The sequence below is a fragment of the Streptomyces sp. NPDC002032 genome (assembly GCF_042890765.1).
In the GTDB taxonomy this organism is placed as follows: domain Bacteria; phylum Actinomycetota; class Actinomycetes; order Streptomycetales; family Streptomycetaceae; genus Streptomyces.
Map to the genome: position 1 here is coordinate 22,136 of NZ_JBIASM010000005.1, position 17,854 is coordinate 39,989.

The window sequence follows — 17,854 nt, forward strand, 5'->3', positions numbered from 1 at the left end:
GATATCTCTAGGTGGGGCACGATCGAGAACCCTAACCGCTCCCCAAACCACCCCATCGGACGAGCCCGCCGCAGCACCAGCCCCAGACGGCCGGCGGACGCCATACCGAGAGAAGCGCGTAGCGATCCGATGCGCCGAAAGTCCCGGTTGGTTGTCCTGGTCGCTGTCTGGTGTGGTCTGCCCGCCCCAGGCCCCGAATGTGTTCTGGGAGGGCCGGATGGCGGGCCCACCCAGGCCTTATGGGAAGGGGTTTGGCGTCCCTGACGAGGACAGGACAGGCTCACTGCCCCGTGAACGTTCTTTTGGGGGTTTCCCGGCAGTCTTCGTTTTTCCGTGGCGGGACGGTCGGTCAAGGGTGGCCGAAGGCCATCGCGAAGCGACGCGACGAAGGAGCGCCCTTGAGGGACCGGCCCGACACGGAAGGACGATGAGACTGACGGGAGACCCCCAAACCCTCCCTGACACCGCCCAGCTGAAACCCCGCCCCCCGGACCCCGCCCCCACCCCCGACCCGCCCCCGCTCCGCAAGGCGTTGGCCAGGGGTTTTTGGTGGAGATTCGGGGCGGGGGGAGCAGTAGGGGGCGTGCGGGGCGGGCATGGCATCACTTGTGACCCTCCTCCGTGACATGCGCTACCCCACCCCTCACGAGCTCTCCCTGGCCGCCCGCGCGCTGGTGGACGAGCACCCCGCCCGGGCCGGGCTGCGTCAGGCCGGCGTCTCGCGGGCCGGGCGGCCGCTGTGGCTGCTCTCCGTCGGCGAGCCGGACCCCGGGGGCGGGCGGCGCCAGGTGCTCGTCGTCGCCGGGGCCCACGCGAACGAGCCCGTCGGCGGGGCCACCGCCCTGGAGCTCGCGCGGCGGGTCGTACGGGACGGCGGTGGCGGGGCGGGCTGGCACTTCCTGCTCTGCGCCGATCCGGACGGCGCCGACCTGCACCGCACGCCGCGCCCGCATTCACTGCTGGACTACCACCGCAACTTCTTCCGGCCGCCCGGTCCCGAACAGCCGGAGTGGGCGCCGTCTTTACTCGCACCGGACCGGCTCCCGCCCGAGACCCGGGCGCTGACGGCGCTGATAGCCGAACTGCGGCCCGTCCTCCAGGTCTCCCTGCACGGAACGGACCTAGGCGGGTCCTGGGTACAGCTGACCCGGGACGTCCCGGGGCTGGCCGAGCCGTTCGTGAAGTCGGCGGCCGAACTGCGGATCCCGGTGGAGACCGGCGCCTCCGACGCGGCCGGCTGGGCCTCCCCCGGGCCCGGGATCTTCGTGATGCCCGAGGCGGGGGCCGGGCCGGCGGGGGCGTTCCATCCGGAGGACACCCGGCTCAGCACCTGGTGCCACGCGGGGACGACGGCCATCGTCGAGGTTCCCATGTGGGCCTCGGACCTGGTGGACGACCCGGCCCCGCATCCGGACCCCCGGGGCGCGCTTCGGATGCTGGCCCGGCGGCTCACCGAGGACTCGGGGCTGGTGGCCGCGCTGCGCGGCGGGGCCCGGGGCACGGACGCCGGGTCGGCCGCGCTGCTGCGGGCGGTGGACTGGACCCTCGGGCTGATCCCCCGCATCGCCGCCGAGTGGACGGGGGCCGGCGCGCCCGCCGAGGCCACGGCGGCGGCGGTCGGCAGCATCGACGCGTTCGGGCGCCGGCTGTCGCTGCGCGCCGCCGCGATGCTGCTGCGGGTGCTGCGGGCCCAGGGCCATCCGGCGGCGCCGGGGCTGGACCGGCTGGTGACGGGGTGGTGCGAGGAGTTCGCGGCCCGGTACCAGGCCCGCTGGGTGCCGGTGGCCACGCAGGTGGAGCACCAGGCCCGGACGGTCCTGGCGGCGTACGAGCGCCTGTGAGCCCCGCCACCACCCCCGGGATCCGCCCCTACCCCACCGGCCAGCCGTACCGGCGCTTCGGGTGGGCGTCCGCGCCGAGGCGGTCGTAGAACCGGATCGCCCCTTCGTTCCACTCGGGGGTCTGCCATTCGACGCGGGCGAGGCCGCGTGCGCGGGCGAGGTCCGCCACGCCGGACATCAGCGCGGCGCCCAGTCCGTGGCCGCGGGCTTCCTCGGCGAGGTAGAGGCAGTCCATGTGCAGGTAGGAGCGGGCGTCCCAGAAGGCGAACTCCTCCGAGCAGGCGGCATATCCGGCGACCTCCCCGGCCGGGGTCTCGGCCAGCAGCACCCACAGCCGGGCATCGGCGGCGAACAGGAGCGGGCCGAGGCGGTCGGCGAGGCCGGGCGGACGCGGGGCCGACTTCTCGTACGCGACGTGCTCGTGGATGAGCTCGACGAGCCGGGGCAGATCGTCGGCCCGCAAGGGCCGCACGACGGCCGCCGACGGCGGAAGCGACGACGACGGAAGCGGCGACGGAAGCGACGACGACGGAAGCTGCGACGACGACGGGAGCGGAAGCGAGGACGGCAGCGGCGACGACGACGGAAGCGGCGGCAAAGCATTCATGGGCCCATCCTGCGCCCACCCCCCACCCGGAACCAGCACGGGGCGGCCCCGGCCACGCCCCCTCGCCCCCTCGCCCCCTCGCCCCCTCGCCCCTCGCCCCTCGTCCCCTCGCCCCTCGTCCCCTCGTCCCCGCCCCCTCAGTCCCTCGACAAGCGGAAGGTCACGTGGCCAAAGCCGATCTGGTCGCCGTCGCGCACCGCGGCCGAGCCGGTGACCCGGCGGCCGTTGACGGTGGTGCCGTTGGTGGAGCCGAGGTCCCGCAGGATCCACGTGCCGTGCCGCATGCTCAGCTCGGCGTGCGCCCGCGAGACGGTTTCGTGGCTGAGCCGCAGCCCGTTGCCGGGGTCGCGGCCGATCCGCAGCGGGCCGGCGTCGGGGTGCGGGAACAGCAGCCGGGGCAGCCGTTCGGCCTGCCAGGCCCGCCGTACGCCGGCGGACACGGCGGAGGCCCGGCCGACCCAGCCGAACAGCCGGTGCGTCCAGGGGCTTTCGGTGCCGGCGCGGGCGTCCAGATCGGCGGTGAGGACGGCGAGGTCTTCGGCGCGCCGGGCGACGAGGGCGAGTTCCATCCGGCGCAGGAAGGTGTCATGCGACAGCTTTCCGAGGGCCGCGCCCTCCCGTAGCTGGCCCAGCGCCTGGTCGCGCTCCGCGTCGGAGAGGCGCGGGGCGGGGAAGGCGGGGAACTCGAAACTCGACGTCACAGGGTGATTGTCGGCCCGTCGGGTGCGGAGTGTCCAGAACTCCCGCGGCGGGCCCGGAATGATGGGCACGATACGCATGCTGGACTCCGGCTGAGACGAGGGGACCGTCCGTGCAGTTCGAGGTGTGGGCACCGCTGACAGGTCGGGTCGCCATGCGACTGAACGACACCGACTACGAGATGACACCCGATCCGGATCCGGAGCGCGCGGGCTGGTGGACCGTGGAGGCGCCGGCGGGTGACGGCGACCGGTACGGGTTCCTGCTGGGCGACGTCCCGGTGCTGCGCCCGGATCCGCGCGGCCGGCGGCTGCCGGACGGGCCCGACGGCCCGTCGGCGGTGGTCGACTTCGGGCCGCTCACGCCCGAGGGGTCCGGGCCGCGCACCCCGTTGCAGGACGCGGTCCTGTACGAGCTGCACATCGGCACCTTCACCCCCGAGGGCACCTTCGACGCGGCTGCCGCCCGGCTGGGCCACCTCACCGCGCTCGGGGTCACGCACGTGGAGCTGATGCCGGTCTGTCCCTTCCCGGGGCACCACGGCTGGGGGTACGACGGGGTCGCGCCGTGGGCGGTGCACGAGCCGTACGGGGGTCCGGCGGGGCTCGCCCGGTTCGTGGCGGCGGCGCACGCCGCCGGGCTGGGGGTGGTGCTGGACGTGGTCCACAACCATCTGGGCCCCTCCGGCAACCACCTCCCGGCCTTCGGCCCGTACTTCACCGAGACCCACCACACCCCGTGGGGAGCGGCGGTGAACCTGGACGCGCCCGGTTCCGACGAGGTCCGCGCGTACCTCGTGGGCAGCGCGCTGGCCTGGCTGCGGGACTACCGCATCGACGGGCTGCGGCTGGACGCGGTGCACGCGCTGGCCGACGGGCGGGCGCTGACCTTCCTGGAGGAACTGGCGGCGGCGGTGGACGAGCTGTCGGTGGAGACGGCGCGGCCGCTGTTCCTGATCGCCGAGTCCGACCAATGCGATCCCCGGCTGACCACGCCCCGTACGACGGGCGGGCTGGGGCTGCACGCGCAGTGGAACGACGACTTCCACCATGCGCTGCACTGCGTGCTGACGGGCGAATCGCAGGCGTACTACGCGGACTTCGCCGAGGCGCCACTCGGGGCCCTGGCCAAGACCCTGACCCGGGCGTTCTTCCACGACGGCACGTGGTCCTCCTTCCGGGGCCGCACCCACGGCCGTCCGGTGGACCGGCGCCGCACGCCCGCGCACCGTTTCCTCGGCTACTCCCAGACCCACGACCAGATCGGCAACCGGGCACTGGGTGACCGGCTCTCCGCCTCCCTCTCCCCCGGGCTGCTGGCCTGCGCGGCGACGCTGGTGCTGACCGGGCCGTTCGTGCCGATGCTGTTCATGGGTGAGGAGTGGGGGGCCGGGACGCCCTGGCAGTACTTCACCGACCACCAGGACCCGGAGCTCGCGGAGGCGGTGCGCACGGGGCGGCGCCGGGAGTTCGCGGCGCACGGCTGGAAGGCCGAGGAGGTGCCGGACCCGCAGGATCCGGCGACGCGGGACCGGTCCTGTCTGGACTGGTCGGAGCCGGAGAAGGCCGCGCCGGCCCGGCTGCTGGACTGGTACCGGACGCTGGTCGCGCTGCGCCGGGCGCAGCCGGACCTGCGCGACCCGGACCTGGCGGCGGTCCGGGTCGCGCACGACGAGGAGCGTCGCTGGGTGACGTTCCGGCGGGGCGAGGTGCGGGTGGCGGTGAACCTGTCGGCGGAGCCGGTGACCATCGCGCTGGGCCGCAACGGGGTGCGGGTGCTGGCCGCGTGGGAGCCGGTGGAGCATCCGGGTCCGGATGGCCGGATCCACGTGCCGGGCGAGTCCGCGGTGGTGCTGGGGCCGTAGGGACGGGGCGCGTAGGGGCGGTGTGCGTAGGGGCCGGGTGCGTCGGTCACGGGATCACGGGCGGCGTCGTTGCCGCTGGCGACCGGTGTGCCTAGCTGACGATCGCGAGCTCGCGCGGGGCGTTGTTCAGGCGGCGCCCGCCGTCCTCGGTGACGGTGACGATGTCTTCGATGCGGACCCCGAAGCGGCCGGGCAGGTAGATGCCCGGCTCGACGGAGAAGCACATGCCGGGGACGAGGGGCTGCTCCTCGCCCTCGATCATGTACGGCGGCTCGTGGGTGGTGACGCCGATGCCGTGGCCGGTGCGGTGGATGAAGCGCTCGCCGTAGCCGAATTCGGTGATCACCGCGCGGGCGGCCCGGTCCACCTCCTGGCAGGCGGCGCCGGGGCGGACGGCGGCGAAGCCGGCCTGCTGGGCCTCGCGGACGATGTCGTGGACGCGCTGTTCCTCGGGGGTGGGCTCGCCGACGTGGACGGTGCGGGAGATGTCGGATCCGTATCCGTGCTTGAGGCCGCCGAAGTCGAGGACGACCATGTCGCCGTTGCGGATGACGCGTTCGCCGGCCTCGTGGTGGGGGTTGGCCCCGTTGGGACCGGAGCCCACGACGGTGAAATCGACCTGGGAGTGGCCGTGGACGCGCAGCAGCGCCGCCAGGTCGGCGGCCACGTCGCTCTCGCGGCGGTCGGCGAAGGGGACGTGCAGGATCTGGGCGTACGCGGCGTCGGCGGCCTCCCCGGCGGCCGCGAGGCGGGCCAGTTCCCGCTCGTCCTTGACGGCGCGCAGCATGGGCAGGGCGTCGGTGAGGGGGGCGTAGGAGGTGGTGGGCGACTTCTTCTGCAGGCCCAGCAGGTGGAGGGCCCAGGTGTTGTCGCTGACGCCGAAGCGGCCGTCGGCGTCGAGGAGGGGGGCGGTGACCCCGTACGGGTCGGTGCCGTCGGTCCAGTCGCGCAGGGTCAGCGCGCCCGCGCCGGGGGCCTTGGCCGCGTCGGGGGCTTCCAGGGCGGGGACGACGAGGACGGGGTCCTGGCCGGCGGCGAGGAAGAGCAGGGTGAGCCGCTCGGTGTCGACGGGCCGGTATCCGGTGAGGTGGGCGAGGTCGGGGCCGGGGGCGATGAGCAGCCCGGCGAGTCCGGCATCGGCGGCGGCGTTCGCGGCGGCGGCCATGCGGGCGGCGTAGTCGGCGGTGGTGAAGGGGGCGGGGGCGGGGTGTTCCGGGTCAGGAGTCATACGGGGATCCTGCCGCGAGGCGGGTGGCGAGCGCAGCGGCCGCGCCGGACAGGGACCCGGGCGCGAGGAGTTCCGTACGGTGCACCAGGCGCGGGGCGGCGAGCGGTACGCAGGCACCCGCGCCGGCGGCTTCGGCGACGCTGCGGGGCAGCAGGACCAGGCCGTGGCCCGCGGCCGCGAGGGCACACAGGGCCCGCAGGTCGGTGCCTTCGTAGCGCAGGGCGCGCCGGCCGGTGGTGAGCGGCAGGCCCAGGTCGGGGGCGTCGAGCCAGCGGGCGTCGGCGAGGTCGTCGAGCCGGACGGAGTTCCGGCCGGCGAAGGGGTGATCGGCGGGGAGCAGGACGGCCAGTTCCTCCTCGCCGATGCCGGTCACCCGCAGCGGGGCCACGTCGGGCAGCCGGAGCGGGTCGCTGGGGGCGGCCGGGCCGTCGACGAGGCCGAGGTCGCAGTGCCCGGTGGCGACGGCGGCGGGCACCGCGTCGGGGGGCAGGACGCGCAGGGTGACGCCGGTGGCGGGGAGCGCGGCGAGCAGGCGGGGGCCGACGGCGAGCGGGGAGGCGGCGAGGGTGACCCGGCCGGGCGGTGCGGCGGCCAGCCGGAGCACGTCGGCGCGGGCGGCGTCGAGGCGCAGCAGCAGCGGGCCGGCGTGTTCGAGCAGCCGGGTGCCGGCGGGGGTGGGGGCGACGGGCCGCCGGGTCAGCAGCTCGGCGCGCAGGTCGGCCTCCAGGGCGGCGATGTGCTGCGAGACGGCGGACTGGGTGTAGCCGAGCTCGCGGGCGGCGGCGGAGAAGGAGGAGAGGCGGGCGACGGCGACGAAGGTGCGCAGGAGGTGGGGGTCCATGACTCCAGGGTCGCATCAGGATTGCTTATCGCGGATGCAGGAACAATCGTTGGCGCTGAAGTGGGGCGGGCCCGCAGGATGATCCACATGACCACCACCTCCCCCAGCACCCCCAGCTCACCCACCACCGCACCGCAGTCCCCGTCCGGCCGCGGGCCCCAGCCGGGTGCCGCCGTCGCCCGGATCGCCCTGGTCGGCGACCGTTCCCCGCACGTGAAGTCCCACACCCGGATCCCGCTCCTGCTGGAGGCGCTGGAGGTGCGCGAGGGACTCGTCCTCGACGCCTGCTGGATCGCGACGGCGGACGCCGCGGCCGAGGCGGACGCCGGGACGCTGGCCCGCTTCGACGCCGTGTGGGTGCTGCCCGGCAGCCCGTACGCGAGTGAGGCCGGGGCGCTCGCCGCGGTCCGGGTGGCCCGGGAGGAGTCCATCCCCTTCCTCGGCACCTGCGGCGGTTTCCAGCACGCCCTGCTGGAGTTCGCGCGGGGCGTCTGCGGGCTGGAGGGGGCGGCGCACGCCGAGAACGACCCCGGGGCGGCGGACCCGCTGATCGCGCCGCTGTCCTGCTCGCTGGTCGGGCACGAGGGCCTCGTACTGGCCGAGCCGGGCTCGCTGGCCGAGTCCGTGCTGGGCGCCGAGCGGTCGCTGGAGCGCTATCACTGCAACTACGGACCGGCGCCCGAGCACCTGCCGGCGCTCACCGCGCACGGGCTGCGGCTGTCGGGGCACGACGAGGACGGGCAGGTGCGGATCGTGGAGCTGCCCGGGCACCCCTTCTTCCTGGCCACCCTGTTCCAGCCGGAGCTCGCCGGGGACGGATCCCGGCCGCACCCGGTGATCCGGGCGCTGGCCGCGGCGGCCGCGGCGCGGGCCGCCCGGCGTGCGGACGGGATCCTGACCAGGCTCGCCGCCACCCTGGCCGGCACCCGGTCCGCCGGATAACCCGTCGCAGGAGCACCCGCCCGATCGGCTATGCTGTGCGTGCACGACGACGGGTGGTCCGCCACCCTTCGTGGTGGGTGTAGCTCAGTTGGTAGAGCACCTGGTTGTGGTCCAGGTGGCCGCGGGTTCAAGTCCCGTCACTCACCCTTCGGTCCCGTGGGGCCACGAGGTTCTCCTCGTGGCCCCACGGGCGTTTCCGCACGACGCCGAAATCGTGATCATGGCCGGGCAGGCAGGTACGCCGCCGCCGGGCCGCCGGGTAGCGCAGGGCCGGGCCGCGCCGCCGGGAGCGGCTCGTCAGGCGCGGAGGAAGGACTCCACTGCCGTCGCGAAGGCCACCGGGGTCTCGTGCGGGGGGTAGTGGCCGGAGCCCGGGATCGTGACGATCCTGCAGTTCGGGTACCAGGCCCGCCAGGTCTCCCGCATCACCTCGGCGGTGAGCGCCAGGTCGTACTCCCCCACCAGGACCAGCACCGGCACGGTGTTGCCCTTGACGGCGGAGGACAGGTCCAGCGGCTGCCAGCTCTCCAGGTAGCCCGCGAAGGCCTCGGGGCGGGAGACGGCCAGGGAGTGCGCCACCATCCGGTCCAGCCAGTGGCGGCTCGCGCGGTTGCCGGTGACCAGGTCGAGGATGGTCCGCCGCTTCTCGGGGTCCTCGGCGGCCCCGTGGAAGAGGGCGTGGGTCTGGTCGTCCATCGCGTACGGCGCGGCCGGGACCGGGGCGAGCCCGATCAGCTTCTCGATCCGCTCCGGGGCGCGCACCAGCACCTGCTGGACGGCCTTGCCGCCCATGGAGTGTCCGAGCAGGGAGAAGGTGTCCCAGCCGAGCTGGTCGGCGAGTTCGAGCACGTCGTCGGCGATCTCGGGGAGGCTGTAGCGGCCGGTGACGTCCCGCCGTTCGCCGTAGCCCCGGTAGTCGAGGAAGACGTACGAGAACCCCTCCGGGTCCAGGTACTCCAGTACGGAGCCCCAGTTCGCGGAGGTCCCGAACCAGTCGTGCAGCACGATGACGCGTACGGGTCCGGTGCCGATCCTGCGGTGGGCGATGGCCATGTGTTCTCCCTCGGTGACGGGGGCGGGGATGCGGACCCGTCAGTACTGCCCACCGGGCCTACCATCACACCGTGAAGCCGATATCACGGGCGGTCCGCGCCACCGTCCACCTCCTCCCCCGGCCCGGAAGGGGACACGCCTTCCACCCCGAGGAGTACGAGGTCCGCGACCCGGCGGAGCTGGCGCGGCTGCGGGCGGCCTGGCCCGCCCGGCGGCCGCCCGGGGAGGTCGTCTGCGACTGCTGCCCGGGCGCCCGGATCACCCTGTACGAGGCGGGCGGGCAGTCGATCGCGAGCGCCGAACCGGTCGGCCCGCTGGGGCCGTTGTGCGATCCGCTCGACCCGGCGGGGCTCCCCGCCCGCCACCGGGCCCGGTGGGCGGCAGCAGCTCCGGCGGGGCTGCGGGAGTACGCCTGGGCCTGGGCCCGGGGCGAGGAGCCCTCGGCGGGGCCCGCCGGGGCGCCTGCGGCGGTGGTGTTCCACTGGCTGGGCACCGTACGGGAGGAACCGTACGACGCGGCCCGGCTCATCGCGGAGCGGGCGCCCCTGCGGCTGCTGGCCGCCGCGTCCACCGAGGACCTGGCCTGGGCGGTGCGGGAGACCGACCGGACCGGGCTGGACGGCGCCGTACGGTTCTTCGCGGGCGAGGAGTTCACCACCCGCCACCCCAAGCGGCGCCGGGTCCCCGACACCGCCCGGGACCTGCTCCTGAGGCACGCGCGCGACCGCCGCCCCGGCGACCTCGCGGTGCTGGAGCGGCGGTTGCTGCGGGTGGCGCAGGACCGGATCAGACGGTCTTGAGCGCCGGGTCGGAGACGCCCGGCGCGCCCGTCTCCACATGGCCGGCGAAGCGGCGCAGGAAGGTGGAGTCGGCGTCGGAGACCACCTTGACGTCGTACCAGCGGCCCGTGCCGCGCAGGTCGACCGTGGTGGAGACGGTGGCACCGGGGTTGACCTTGAAGGTCTGGGGGGCGCCGCCGTAGTCGTTGGTCACGGTGAGGTTGACCGCGGCCGTCCCGCCGTTGGTCAGGGTGAGCGCCAGGTTGCCGGTGGCGTCCGCGTGGCGGGCCGTGACCTCGGGGCCGGCCTTCTTCGTCGGGCCCTTCCAGGTGCGCAGGAAGCCGTTGGGGCCCCAGACCGTGAGGTCGATCAGGTTGCCCGTCGAGGTGCTGGTGCTCCAGGTGTCCGAGAGGGTCTTGCCCGCCTCGACGGTGTAGGGCCAGGGGCCGTCCGTGCGGTTGCCCGAGGTGCTGTGGAAATGGGCGCCGAGGGAGGGGCCGGAGGAGAAGGTCAGGGTGAACTTGGCGGTGGACGCCGTGGCCTTGCCGTCCACGTACGGGGAGTAGCCCAGTGCGCGCGTCGGCTTGCCGCCCGTCTCCTGCTTGGGCAGGGTGCCGGTGGCCGGCGGGACGGGGTGGTAGGACGGGTGCGCGTTGCGGTCCGGCGGTACGTAGCCGGCCGTGGAGGGCAGCGCGGCCGGGGAGGCGTCGGCGCGGCTGAAGTCGAACGCGGAGGTCAGGTCGCCACAGACGGCGCGGCGCCAGGGCGAGATGTTGGGCTCCTGCACGCCGAAGCGCTTCTCCATGAAGCGGATCACGGAGGTGTGGTCGAAGGTCTCGGAGCAGACGTAACCGCCCTTGCTCCAGGGGGAGACGACGATCATCGGGACGCGCGGGCCGAGCCCGTAGGGGCCGGCCGCGTAGCCGCCGCCCCCGGCGTAGAGGTCGCGGGTGACGTCCGCCGTGGACAGGCCCCAGGAGGCGGAGGCGGGCGGGTACGGCGGCACGACGTGGTCGAAGAAGCCGTCGTTCTCGTCGTAGGTGATGAAGAAGGCCGTCTTCGCCCACACCGCCGGGTTCGCGGTCAGCGCGTCCAGGACCTGGGAGATGTACCAGGCGCCGAAGTTGACCGGCCAGTTCGGGTGCTCGCTGAAGGCCTCCGGCGCGGCGATCCAGGACACCTGGGGCAGCGTACCGCCCACGACGTCCGCGCGCAGCTTGTCGAAGTAGCCCTCGCCCGCCTTGGCGTTGGTGCCCGTACGGGCCTTCTCGTACAGGGCGCTGCCCGGCTGGGCGGAGCGGTAGCTGTTGAAGTAGAGGAGCGAGTTGTCGCCGTAGTTGCCGCGGAAGGCGTCGCCGATCCAGCCCCAGCCGCCGGCGGCGTTCAGGCCGTCGCCGACGTCCTGGTAGATCTTCCAGGAGACCCCGGCCGCCTCCAGGCGCTCGGGGTACGTCTTCCAGCCGTACCCGGCTTCCTGGTTGCCGAGGACGGGCCCGCCGCCGGTGCCGTCGTTGCCCGTGTGGCCCGTCCACAGGTAGTAGCGGTTGGGGTCGGTGGCTCCGATGAAGGAGCAGTGGTAGGCGTCGCAGACGGTGAAGGCGTCGGCGAGGGCGTAGTGGAACGGGATGTCGTTCCGGGTCATGTACGACATGGTCGTGGTGGTCTTGGCGGGAACCCACTTGTCGTACTTGCCGTTGTTGTAGGCCTGGTGGCCGCCGGCCCAGTCGTGGTTCAGGCCCTCGACGAACTGCATGCCCAGGTCGTTGACCTGGGGGTGGAAGGGGAGGATGTCCTTCGTCCCGTTGGACTGGTAGAAGACCGGCTTGCCGTTGTCCTGGAGCACCGGGCGCGGGTCCCCGAAGCCCCGGACGCCCTTCATCGTGCCGAAGTACTGGTCGAAGGACCGGTTCTCCTGCATCAGTACGACGACGTGCTCGATGTCCTGGATCGTTCCGGTGGTGCCCTGCGCGGGGATGGCGGCGGCCCGGGCGATGCTCTCGTTGAGCATCGCGGCCGCGGCGCTGCCGCCCGCGATCTGGAGGAACCTGCGTCGGTTGAGCTCAGCCATGGGTGACGACCTCTGGGGGGAAGGGGGAGCCGAGGGGCGCCCCAAGGACAGCGGCCCCGGGGTACCGCACGGAGATCCCCGTCTGTCGGGGGGCCGTACAACGGACGAACGGCAGGGCCGGGGAGCGGCCCGGGAGGGCGGTGGGGGGGGCGGGAAAGGTGGGCGGAAGGCCTGCCGGACGTCTTGTTCGTCTGGTGGAATGACCTCCTGCACACTGCACACTGCACGGGGGGGCGCGGAGCGTATGGCGGGGACCGAGTTCGGCCGTGCCCTCGGCCCGTCGGGCGCCGCGCCGCCGCCGGACCGTCGGCCGGCGCCCCGGTGGGCACTGGCACGGTACGGGCAACCCCGGGCCGTGCGACAGACCCGGGAGCCACATCACTTACGGGCAGGGAACTTACGGGCGGGGACCTTACGGGCGGGGACGGACGCGTGAACCTTCCGCAGCTCCACTACACCTGGGCCCCGCCCGGGCCCGGGGGTTCCGGGTTCCGGTTCACCGCGGTCGGCGCGGGCGTGTCCGGCGCGCTGCTGCGGGAGGCGGAACGGCTCGTGGCGTACGAGCCGCCGGAGCGGACCGGCGTGTTCCCGGAGGCGCTCAGCCTGAGCCTGCTCTCCGACGGCAGCCGGCTGCTGGCCCGCTCGGTGTGCACCGGCGGCGCGGCGGCCCCCGGGCTCTTCCACGCCCACGCCGTGCACCTGCCGCAGCGCGCCGGGACCGGGCCGGTCCGGGGGGCGTTGCCGATCACCTCCTGGGGTTCGCCGCAGTGGGCGGTGCGGACCCCGCCGGGCGGGGCTCCTCCCCCGCCGCTCGCCGAGGTGCCCGCGCCGGGGCGGCACGACCGGGCCGCGCTCGCGGAGTTCGTGGCGGCGCGGGGGCCGTGGCTGGCGCCGTTCTTCGCGGACGTGCGGCGGCTGGCGGAGGAGCGGGGCGCGGCGCGGATCGTGCTGGTGGAGCCGGATAGCGCGGACGTGGCCCGCTGGGTGATGCTCGCGTGCAGTGTGCTGCCGCACCAGCGGGGGCAGTGGCTGACCTTCACCACCTACACGCGCCGGCCGCTGCTCGCCCCGCAGGGCCTCATCGGGGTGCTGCCGGGCGGGGCGGCGGGGGTCGCGGAGTCGCAGGGCTTCCGGGTGTACGAGCCGGGGCGCGGGCCGGCGCCGGGGGACCCGGAGGACATGTGGGCGCGCACGGCCGCGCGGGTCTGGCGCGCGGGCCGGCCGGAACTCCTCGCGGAGGTCCGCCGCCTCCCCGGCCCCCCGTACGCCCCGGGACCCCTGAGCGCCCTGGCGGCCCGGGCGGGCATCCCCCTGGACGAAGCGGCCCGAACGGCCGCGGCGGCCTGGACATCGGCCCACCCCCCACTGGACCCACCCCAGGACTCGCCGGCGCCCCCTCCGCCGGGGAGGCCCTCCACCGCGCCGGAGGCCCAGCCCGACCCGGAGATACGGCCGACGCCGGGCGCGCAGCCGGAGCCGTGGCCGGAGCCCCGGCCACAGGCGAACCCCGCCGCCACGCCGAAGGCGCAGCATCCGACGGGCACGCCCTCCGGGACACCCCGGGCCACCGGGCCGGCGGCGCAGCCCGACCCCGAGGCACAGCCGGAGCCGGGCGCGCAGCCGGAGCCGTGGCCGGAGCCCCCTCCGCAGACGAACCCCGCCACCACGCCGGTAGCGCAGCCCGACCCGGAGGCACGGCCGGTACCGGTGGCGCAGCCGGTGCCGCGCGGGGAGCCCGAACTCCGGGCGAAGCCGTTGCCGCAGAGGCAGCCCGAGTCGCAGGCGAACCCCGCCACCGGGCCGGAACCCGCTCGGCGGCCGGGCCCCCCGAAGGACACGGGATTCCTCATACAGCCCGAACAGGGGGCACAGCGGGTGCCGGGGACGTCCTCCTGGCCTGAGCCGATACCGGTGCCGGAGCCGGAGCCGGAGGCCAGCCCCGCCACCGGCCCGGAGCCCATCCGGCCGCCGGGCGTCCCGGCGGACACCGAATCCCTGGCCGAGCCCCGGCCAAGGGCGGAGACCCAACCCGAACTGCGGGCACAACCGGAGCCGCAGTCGGGGCCGAGGCCTGAGCCTGTGCCAGGGGCCCGGACCGAGCCGCAGACGGCCCCCGCCACCGGGTCGGACCCCACCCGGCGCCTGGGTGTCCCGGCGGACACCGAACCCCTCGCCCAGCCCCGGCCCAGGGCATCTGCCCAACCCGACCCCCGGGCGGAGCCCGAGCCGCAGGCGACTCCCGCCACCGGGCCGGGGCCCGGTCGGGGGGTGGGCGGCGGGGGCGTGGTGCGGCGTGAGCCCGGGGCGGGGGGCGATGGGGCGCTTCCGGCCTCCGGGGCCGCTCCCCCGCCCGCGCCCGGGGGGCCCCTCGCGGCGGAGCGACCGCCCGTCGGCCCGGATCCGGCGCGCGAAGCCGAGCTGCTGGTCGGGCAGTTGCGGGAGGCCGCGCGGCAGGGGGTCGACACCACCGGCCAGCTGCCCCTGGCGGCCCGCAAGCTGGCGTTCGCCCTGTTCGCCGATCCCGACACCTCGTACGGGGAGCAGACGCGCGCCGGGCTCACGGAGCTGCCGGTGCTGCGGGCCCTCGTACTGGACCGGCTGGACGCCCTGGCGGCGGGTGATCCGCCCGCCGGAGTACGGATGTTCGCGCGGACCGGGCTGCGGCTGGGCGCGGCGGAGGCTCTGCCGCACCTGCGGATGTGCGCGCGGGCGGCGGCGGCCCCGGCGGCCGCCCCGGACAGGGTCATGGCGCTGGACGGGCTGCTGCGGGCGTCGGGGGTTTCCCCGTACGCGGAGCCGCTGGTGCTGAGGACCGCGATGCGGCTCGTGTGGGGCGGGGACCCGCCGGAGCCGGGCGAGGCCGGGCTGGTGCTGGCCACGACGGGGGCGGCGGTGCACCGTGACGCCGGGACGTGGGAACTGCTCGCGGACGCGGCGGTCCGGGCCCCGGCCGGGGACCCGGCGGCGGCGCACCTCGCGGCGGAGTTGCTGCGGCACCTCGCCCCGGACCTCCCGGCCGGCCTCCACGCGGCCCTGACCCTGCGCCGGTCTCCCGACGCCGCTCCCCGGCACCGCCCGGAGCCGGTCCCTCCGACGGCGCTCCCCGGTCGGCACCGCCGGGACGAGCCGACGGAACCCGGCGCCGCCGCGCCCCGTACGCCGGCGGCCGGCCCGTTGCCGGTTCCGGACGCCCCACCGCCCGCCCTGACCGGCAGGGGCCGGGGGAACCGACGGCCCCCGGCCCCGACGGGCGACGGCAGCCGGATGCGGAGGCGGCCCCCGCGGGCGCTCCCCTCCCCGCGCCGGTGCTCGGCGCGGAGCCGGTGCCGGCCGGCCGCGGCGGGGCGGCGGACCCCGTGGCGTCGGTCGTCGGAGGGCCGCTGGGCGGGGGTGCGGGGGTACGCGTGCTGTTCGAGAGCGAGGACGCGCGGCTGCTGACCGCGTACCGGCAGGCCGCGCGGGACGACCGGGTGCGGGAGCTGCTGCGGGACTCGCCGCGCTACCTCGCCGAGTGCTTCGCCGTCTGGTCCGCGCACCCGCAGGCGGGGCCCTTGTGGCAGGAGACCCGTACCGATCTGCTGGAGGAAGTGCTCCGCCCGGTCGTACGGGGTCTGCCGCCCGAGCGGCTCGCGGAAGCCGAGCGGGAGCTGGCCGGGCTCGGCCGCAGCCGGGCGGAGGAGTTCCGCGCCTGGCAGCGCCCGAACCTGCGCACCCGGCTGCGTACCCTCCTGACCCGCCGCCCCGCCGAATGAGGCGGCCCCCGGGATCAGCCCCCGGCCCCGCCACTCCCGGCTCGTCCGCCCCGGGCGGGGCCAGGGGCCACACCCACCACCCCGATCCGCGTCGGCCGGGCAGCAGCCCCGTCATCGCGCGGGCGAGCGCGGGGCCCCGCTGCCGTCCGGTCCGGAGGTGCGGCTGAGCCCGGTCCCGGTGGCGGGTGCTGCGGCCGGGGCGGACCCGGGCCCGGTGGGGGGGCTGAGCGGGGCCGGGCCTCGGGCGCTGGGCGGGAGGACCGGTCGCCCCCGCCGGGACGCGGACAGGGCCCGCCCCCGGGGCTGGAGCCCGGGAGCGGGCCCTGGGGGCCGGCCTCAGCTCTCCGTGGGGGTGAGCCGCAGGGAGATGCTGTTGATGCAGTACCGCTGGTCGGTGGGGGTCGGATACCCCTCACCCTCGAACACGTGACCGAGGTGGGAGCCGCAACTCGCGCAGCGGACCTCGGTGCGGACCATCCCGTGCGAGGTGTCGGCGATCAGCTCGACGGCCTCGGTGTCCTTCGGGTCGAAGAACGACGGCCAGCCGCAGTGCGACTCGAACTTCTCCGAGGAGCGGAACAGCTCCGCGCCGCAGCCGCGGCAGGAGTAGACGCCCTCGGTCTTGGTGTCGGTGTACTCACCGCGGAAGGCCGGTTCGGTGCCCGCCAGGCGCAGCACCTGGTACTCGGACGGGGTCAGCTCGGCCTGCCACTGCTCGTCCGTCTTCTGGACCTCGTACGCCATGACGTTCCCGCTCCCTCAGCTCGACAGGCGGGCGAGGATCTGCGGTCCCAGATCCGTGACGTCGCCCGCGCCCATGGTGAGAACGAGATCACCGGGCTTGGCCATTCCCGCGATCACGTCGGCGACCGCCTCCTTGGCGTGCTCGGCGGTGACGTCGGCGCCCGCGGAGCGGGCCGCGGCGATGATGATCTCGCTGGTGATGCCGGGGATCGGGTCCTCGCGGGCCGGGTAGATGTCGAGGACCACCGAGGCGTCGGCCAGCGCGAGGGCGGCGCCCATCTGCGTGCCCAGCTCCTGGGTGCGGGAGAAGAGGTGGGGCTGGAAGACGACCAGGATGCGGGAGTCGCCGGCAGCCCCGCGGATGGCCTCCAGGTCTGCGGTCATCTCGGTGGGGTGGTGCGCGTAGGAGTCGATGACCTGAACGCCGGACGCCTCGCCCTTGAGCTGGAGGCGGCGCTTGACGCCGGTGTACTTGCCGAGGGCGGAGGCGAGGTTGTGCGCCGGGATGCCGAGGGCGACACCGGCGGCGAGGGCGGCCACGGCGTTGTGCGCGTAGTGGCGGCCGGGCACGGAGACGCTGAAGGTGAGCATCCGGCCGGCCAGCACGACGGTGACCTCGCTGGTCAGACCGCGCGGGGTGATCTTGGTGATCCGGACGTCGGCGCCGTCCTCCTCGCCGTACGTGACGACATTCAGGCCCTGGGTGCCCGCGACCCGGCGGGCGATCTCGGCGGCGCCGTCCTGGCCGTGCGCGACGACGAGGGTGCCACCGGGGACGATCTTGGAGACGAAGGTCTCGAAGGACTCGTAGATCTCCTCCATCGACGCGTAGTTCGCGTGGTGGTCGAGCTCGGCGTTGAGGATGATCGCGACCTCGGGCGCGTACTTGTGGAAGCTGCGGTCGCTTTCATCCGCCTCCGCCACGAAGATCTCGCCCTCGCCGTGGTGGGCGTTGGAGCCGGGGGCGTCCAGGTCGCCGCCGACGGCGTACGAGGGGTCGAGACCCAGCGCCGAGAGGGAGACCGCCAGCATCGAGGTGGTGGTGGTCTTGCCGTGCGTACCGGCGACGGCGATCGGGCGCAGCCCGTCCATGAGAGAGGCGAGGGCGTCGGAGCGGTGCACGACGGGTACGCCCAGCTCGGCCGCGCGGGCGAGCTCGGGGTTGTCGGCGCGGATCGCGCTGGAGACGACCACGCAGGTGGTGTCGTCCGCGAGGTGGCCGGCGGCGTGCCCGATGTGCACCGTGGCGCCGTGGGCGCGCAGCGCCTGGGCGGTCTCGGAGTCACGGGAGTCGCTGCCGGCCACCTGCGCGCCGCGCTGCGCGAGGATCTTCGCGATGCCGGACATGCCGGCGCCGCCGATGCCGATGAAGTGGGGCCGTTCCATCGCGGTCGGCAGGCCGGGCTTCATTCAGGTCGCTCCAGGATCGAGGGTGC

Annotated in this window: 14 protein-coding genes and 1 tRNA gene; 7 read left to right on the forward strand and 8 right to left on the reverse strand. The window is 75.2% G+C overall.

All coding sequences use genetic code 11. The annotated features are described in order from the left end of the window. Window positions 1-608 precede the first annotated feature (608 nt). Window positions 609-1,841 (forward strand): M14 family zinc carboxypeptidase, encoded by a 1,233-nt coding sequence (locus ACFYYT_RS14190; RefSeq protein WP_351826463.1) that lies wholly within the window; start codon window positions 609-611, stop codon window positions 1,839-1,841. A gap of 28 nt (window positions 1,842-1,869) precedes the next feature. On the opposite strand, the gene ACFYYT_RS14195 is transcribed toward ACFYYT_RS14190, so the two are convergent. Both ACFYYT_RS14195 and ACFYYT_RS14200 read right to left on the reverse strand, forming a co-directional pair. Beyond that, window positions 1,870-2,313 (reverse strand): GNAT family N-acetyltransferase, encoded by a 444-nt coding sequence (locus ACFYYT_RS14195; protein ID WP_351826429.1) that lies wholly within the window; start codon window positions 2,311-2,313, stop codon window positions 1,870-1,872. Window positions 2,314-2,585: 272 nt separating this feature from the next. Next, window positions 2,586-3,149, reverse strand: coding sequence for a DUF1707 and FHA domain-containing protein (locus tag ACFYYT_RS14200; RefSeq protein WP_351826430.1), 564 nt, complete (start codon window positions 3,147-3,149; stop codon window positions 2,586-2,588). Between the two features lie 110 nt (window positions 3,150-3,259). Between ACFYYT_RS14200 and treZ the strand changes: the two genes are divergently transcribed. Continuing rightward, window positions 3,260-5,011, forward strand: coding sequence for a malto-oligosyltrehalose trehalohydrolase (gene treZ, locus ACFYYT_RS14205; RefSeq protein ID WP_388607965.1), 1,752 nt, complete (start codon window positions 3,260-3,262; stop codon window positions 5,009-5,011). 91 nt (window positions 5,012-5,102) lie between these two features. Here the strand turns inward: treZ and ACFYYT_RS14210 are convergent, their stop codons facing one another. Continuing rightward, window positions 5,103-6,239, reverse strand: coding sequence for an aminopeptidase P family protein (locus ACFYYT_RS14210; RefSeq protein ID WP_351826432.1), 1,137 nt, complete (start codon window positions 6,237-6,239; stop codon window positions 5,103-5,105). Then, complete coding sequence (locus ACFYYT_RS14215; RefSeq protein ID WP_351826433.1) at window positions 6,229-7,080, reverse strand: LysR family transcriptional regulator; 852 nt, start codon at window positions 7,078-7,080, stop codon at window positions 6,229-6,231. Before ACFYYT_RS14215 ends, ACFYYT_RS14210 begins: the two co-directional genes overlap by 11 nt. An 87-nt stretch (window positions 7,081-7,167) precedes the next feature. On the opposite strand from ACFYYT_RS14215, the gene ACFYYT_RS14220 reads away from it, so the two are divergent. Together ACFYYT_RS14220 and ACFYYT_RS14225 are read left to right on the forward strand one after the other, a co-directional pair. Continuing rightward, window positions 7,168-8,022 carry a hypothetical protein gene (locus tag ACFYYT_RS14220; protein WP_351826434.1) on the forward strand — a complete coding sequence of 285 codons (855 nt, stop codon included), beginning with the start codon at window positions 7,168-7,170 and terminating at the stop codon, window positions 8,020-8,022. A gap of 73 nt (window positions 8,023-8,095) precedes the next feature. Beyond that, window positions 8,096-8,168, forward strand: a tRNA-His gene (locus ACFYYT_RS14225). Between the two features lie 151 nt (window positions 8,169-8,319). Here the strand turns inward: ACFYYT_RS14225 and ACFYYT_RS14230 are convergent. After that, the gene (locus ACFYYT_RS14230) at window positions 8,320-9,075 is read right to left on the reverse strand and encodes an alpha/beta hydrolase (protein ID WP_351826435.1); all 756 of its coding nucleotides are present in this window, start codon (window positions 9,073-9,075) and stop codon (window positions 8,320-8,322) included. A 71-nt stretch (window positions 9,076-9,146) separates the two neighbouring features. On the opposite strand from ACFYYT_RS14230, the gene ACFYYT_RS14235 reads away from it, so the two are divergent. Continuing rightward, window positions 9,147-9,875: a hypothetical protein gene (locus ACFYYT_RS14235; RefSeq protein ID WP_351826436.1), complete on the forward strand. Its 729-nt coding sequence runs from the start codon at window positions 9,147-9,149 to the stop codon at window positions 9,873-9,875. Here the strand turns inward: ACFYYT_RS14235 and ACFYYT_RS14240 are convergent. Continuing rightward, complete coding sequence (locus tag ACFYYT_RS14240) at window positions 9,862-11,922, reverse strand: phosphocholine-specific phospholipase C (protein ID WP_351826437.1); 2,061 nt, start codon at window positions 11,920-11,922, stop codon at window positions 9,862-9,864. The two genes, ACFYYT_RS14235 and ACFYYT_RS14240, sit on opposite strands and share 14 nt — an antisense overlap. A gap of 432 nt (window positions 11,923-12,354) precedes the next feature. Here ACFYYT_RS14240 and ACFYYT_RS14245 point away from each other — a divergent pair, with 432 nt between their 5' ends. Together ACFYYT_RS14245 and ACFYYT_RS14250 are read left to right on the forward strand one after the other, a co-directional pair. Next, window positions 12,355-15,360: a GTPase-associated protein 1-related protein gene (locus ACFYYT_RS14245; RefSeq protein ID WP_351826438.1), complete on the forward strand. Its 3,006-nt coding sequence runs from the start codon at window positions 12,355-12,357 to the stop codon at window positions 15,358-15,360. Further along, on the forward strand, window positions 15,246-15,674 hold the full coding sequence (locus ACFYYT_RS14250) for a GTPase-associated protein 1-related protein (RefSeq protein WP_351826439.1): 429 nt from the start codon (window positions 15,246-15,248) through the stop codon (window positions 15,672-15,674). Before ACFYYT_RS14245 ends, ACFYYT_RS14250 begins: the two co-directional genes overlap by 115 nt. A gap of 336 nt (window positions 15,675-16,010) precedes the next feature. On the opposite strand, the gene msrB is transcribed toward ACFYYT_RS14250, so the two are convergent. After that, window positions 16,011-16,418 carry a peptide-methionine (R)-S-oxide reductase MsrB gene (msrB, locus tag ACFYYT_RS14255; RefSeq protein ID WP_351826440.1) on the reverse strand — a complete coding sequence of 136 codons (408 nt, stop codon included), beginning with the start codon at window positions 16,416-16,418 and terminating at the stop codon, window positions 16,011-16,013. A gap of 15 nt (window positions 16,419-16,433) precedes the next feature. After that, entirely contained in the window at window positions 16,434-17,828 is a 1,395-nt protein-coding gene (gene murC, locus ACFYYT_RS14260; RefSeq protein WP_351826441.1) for a UDP-N-acetylmuramate--L-alanine ligase, read from the reverse strand. Window positions 17,829-17,854: the final 26 nt, after the last annotated feature.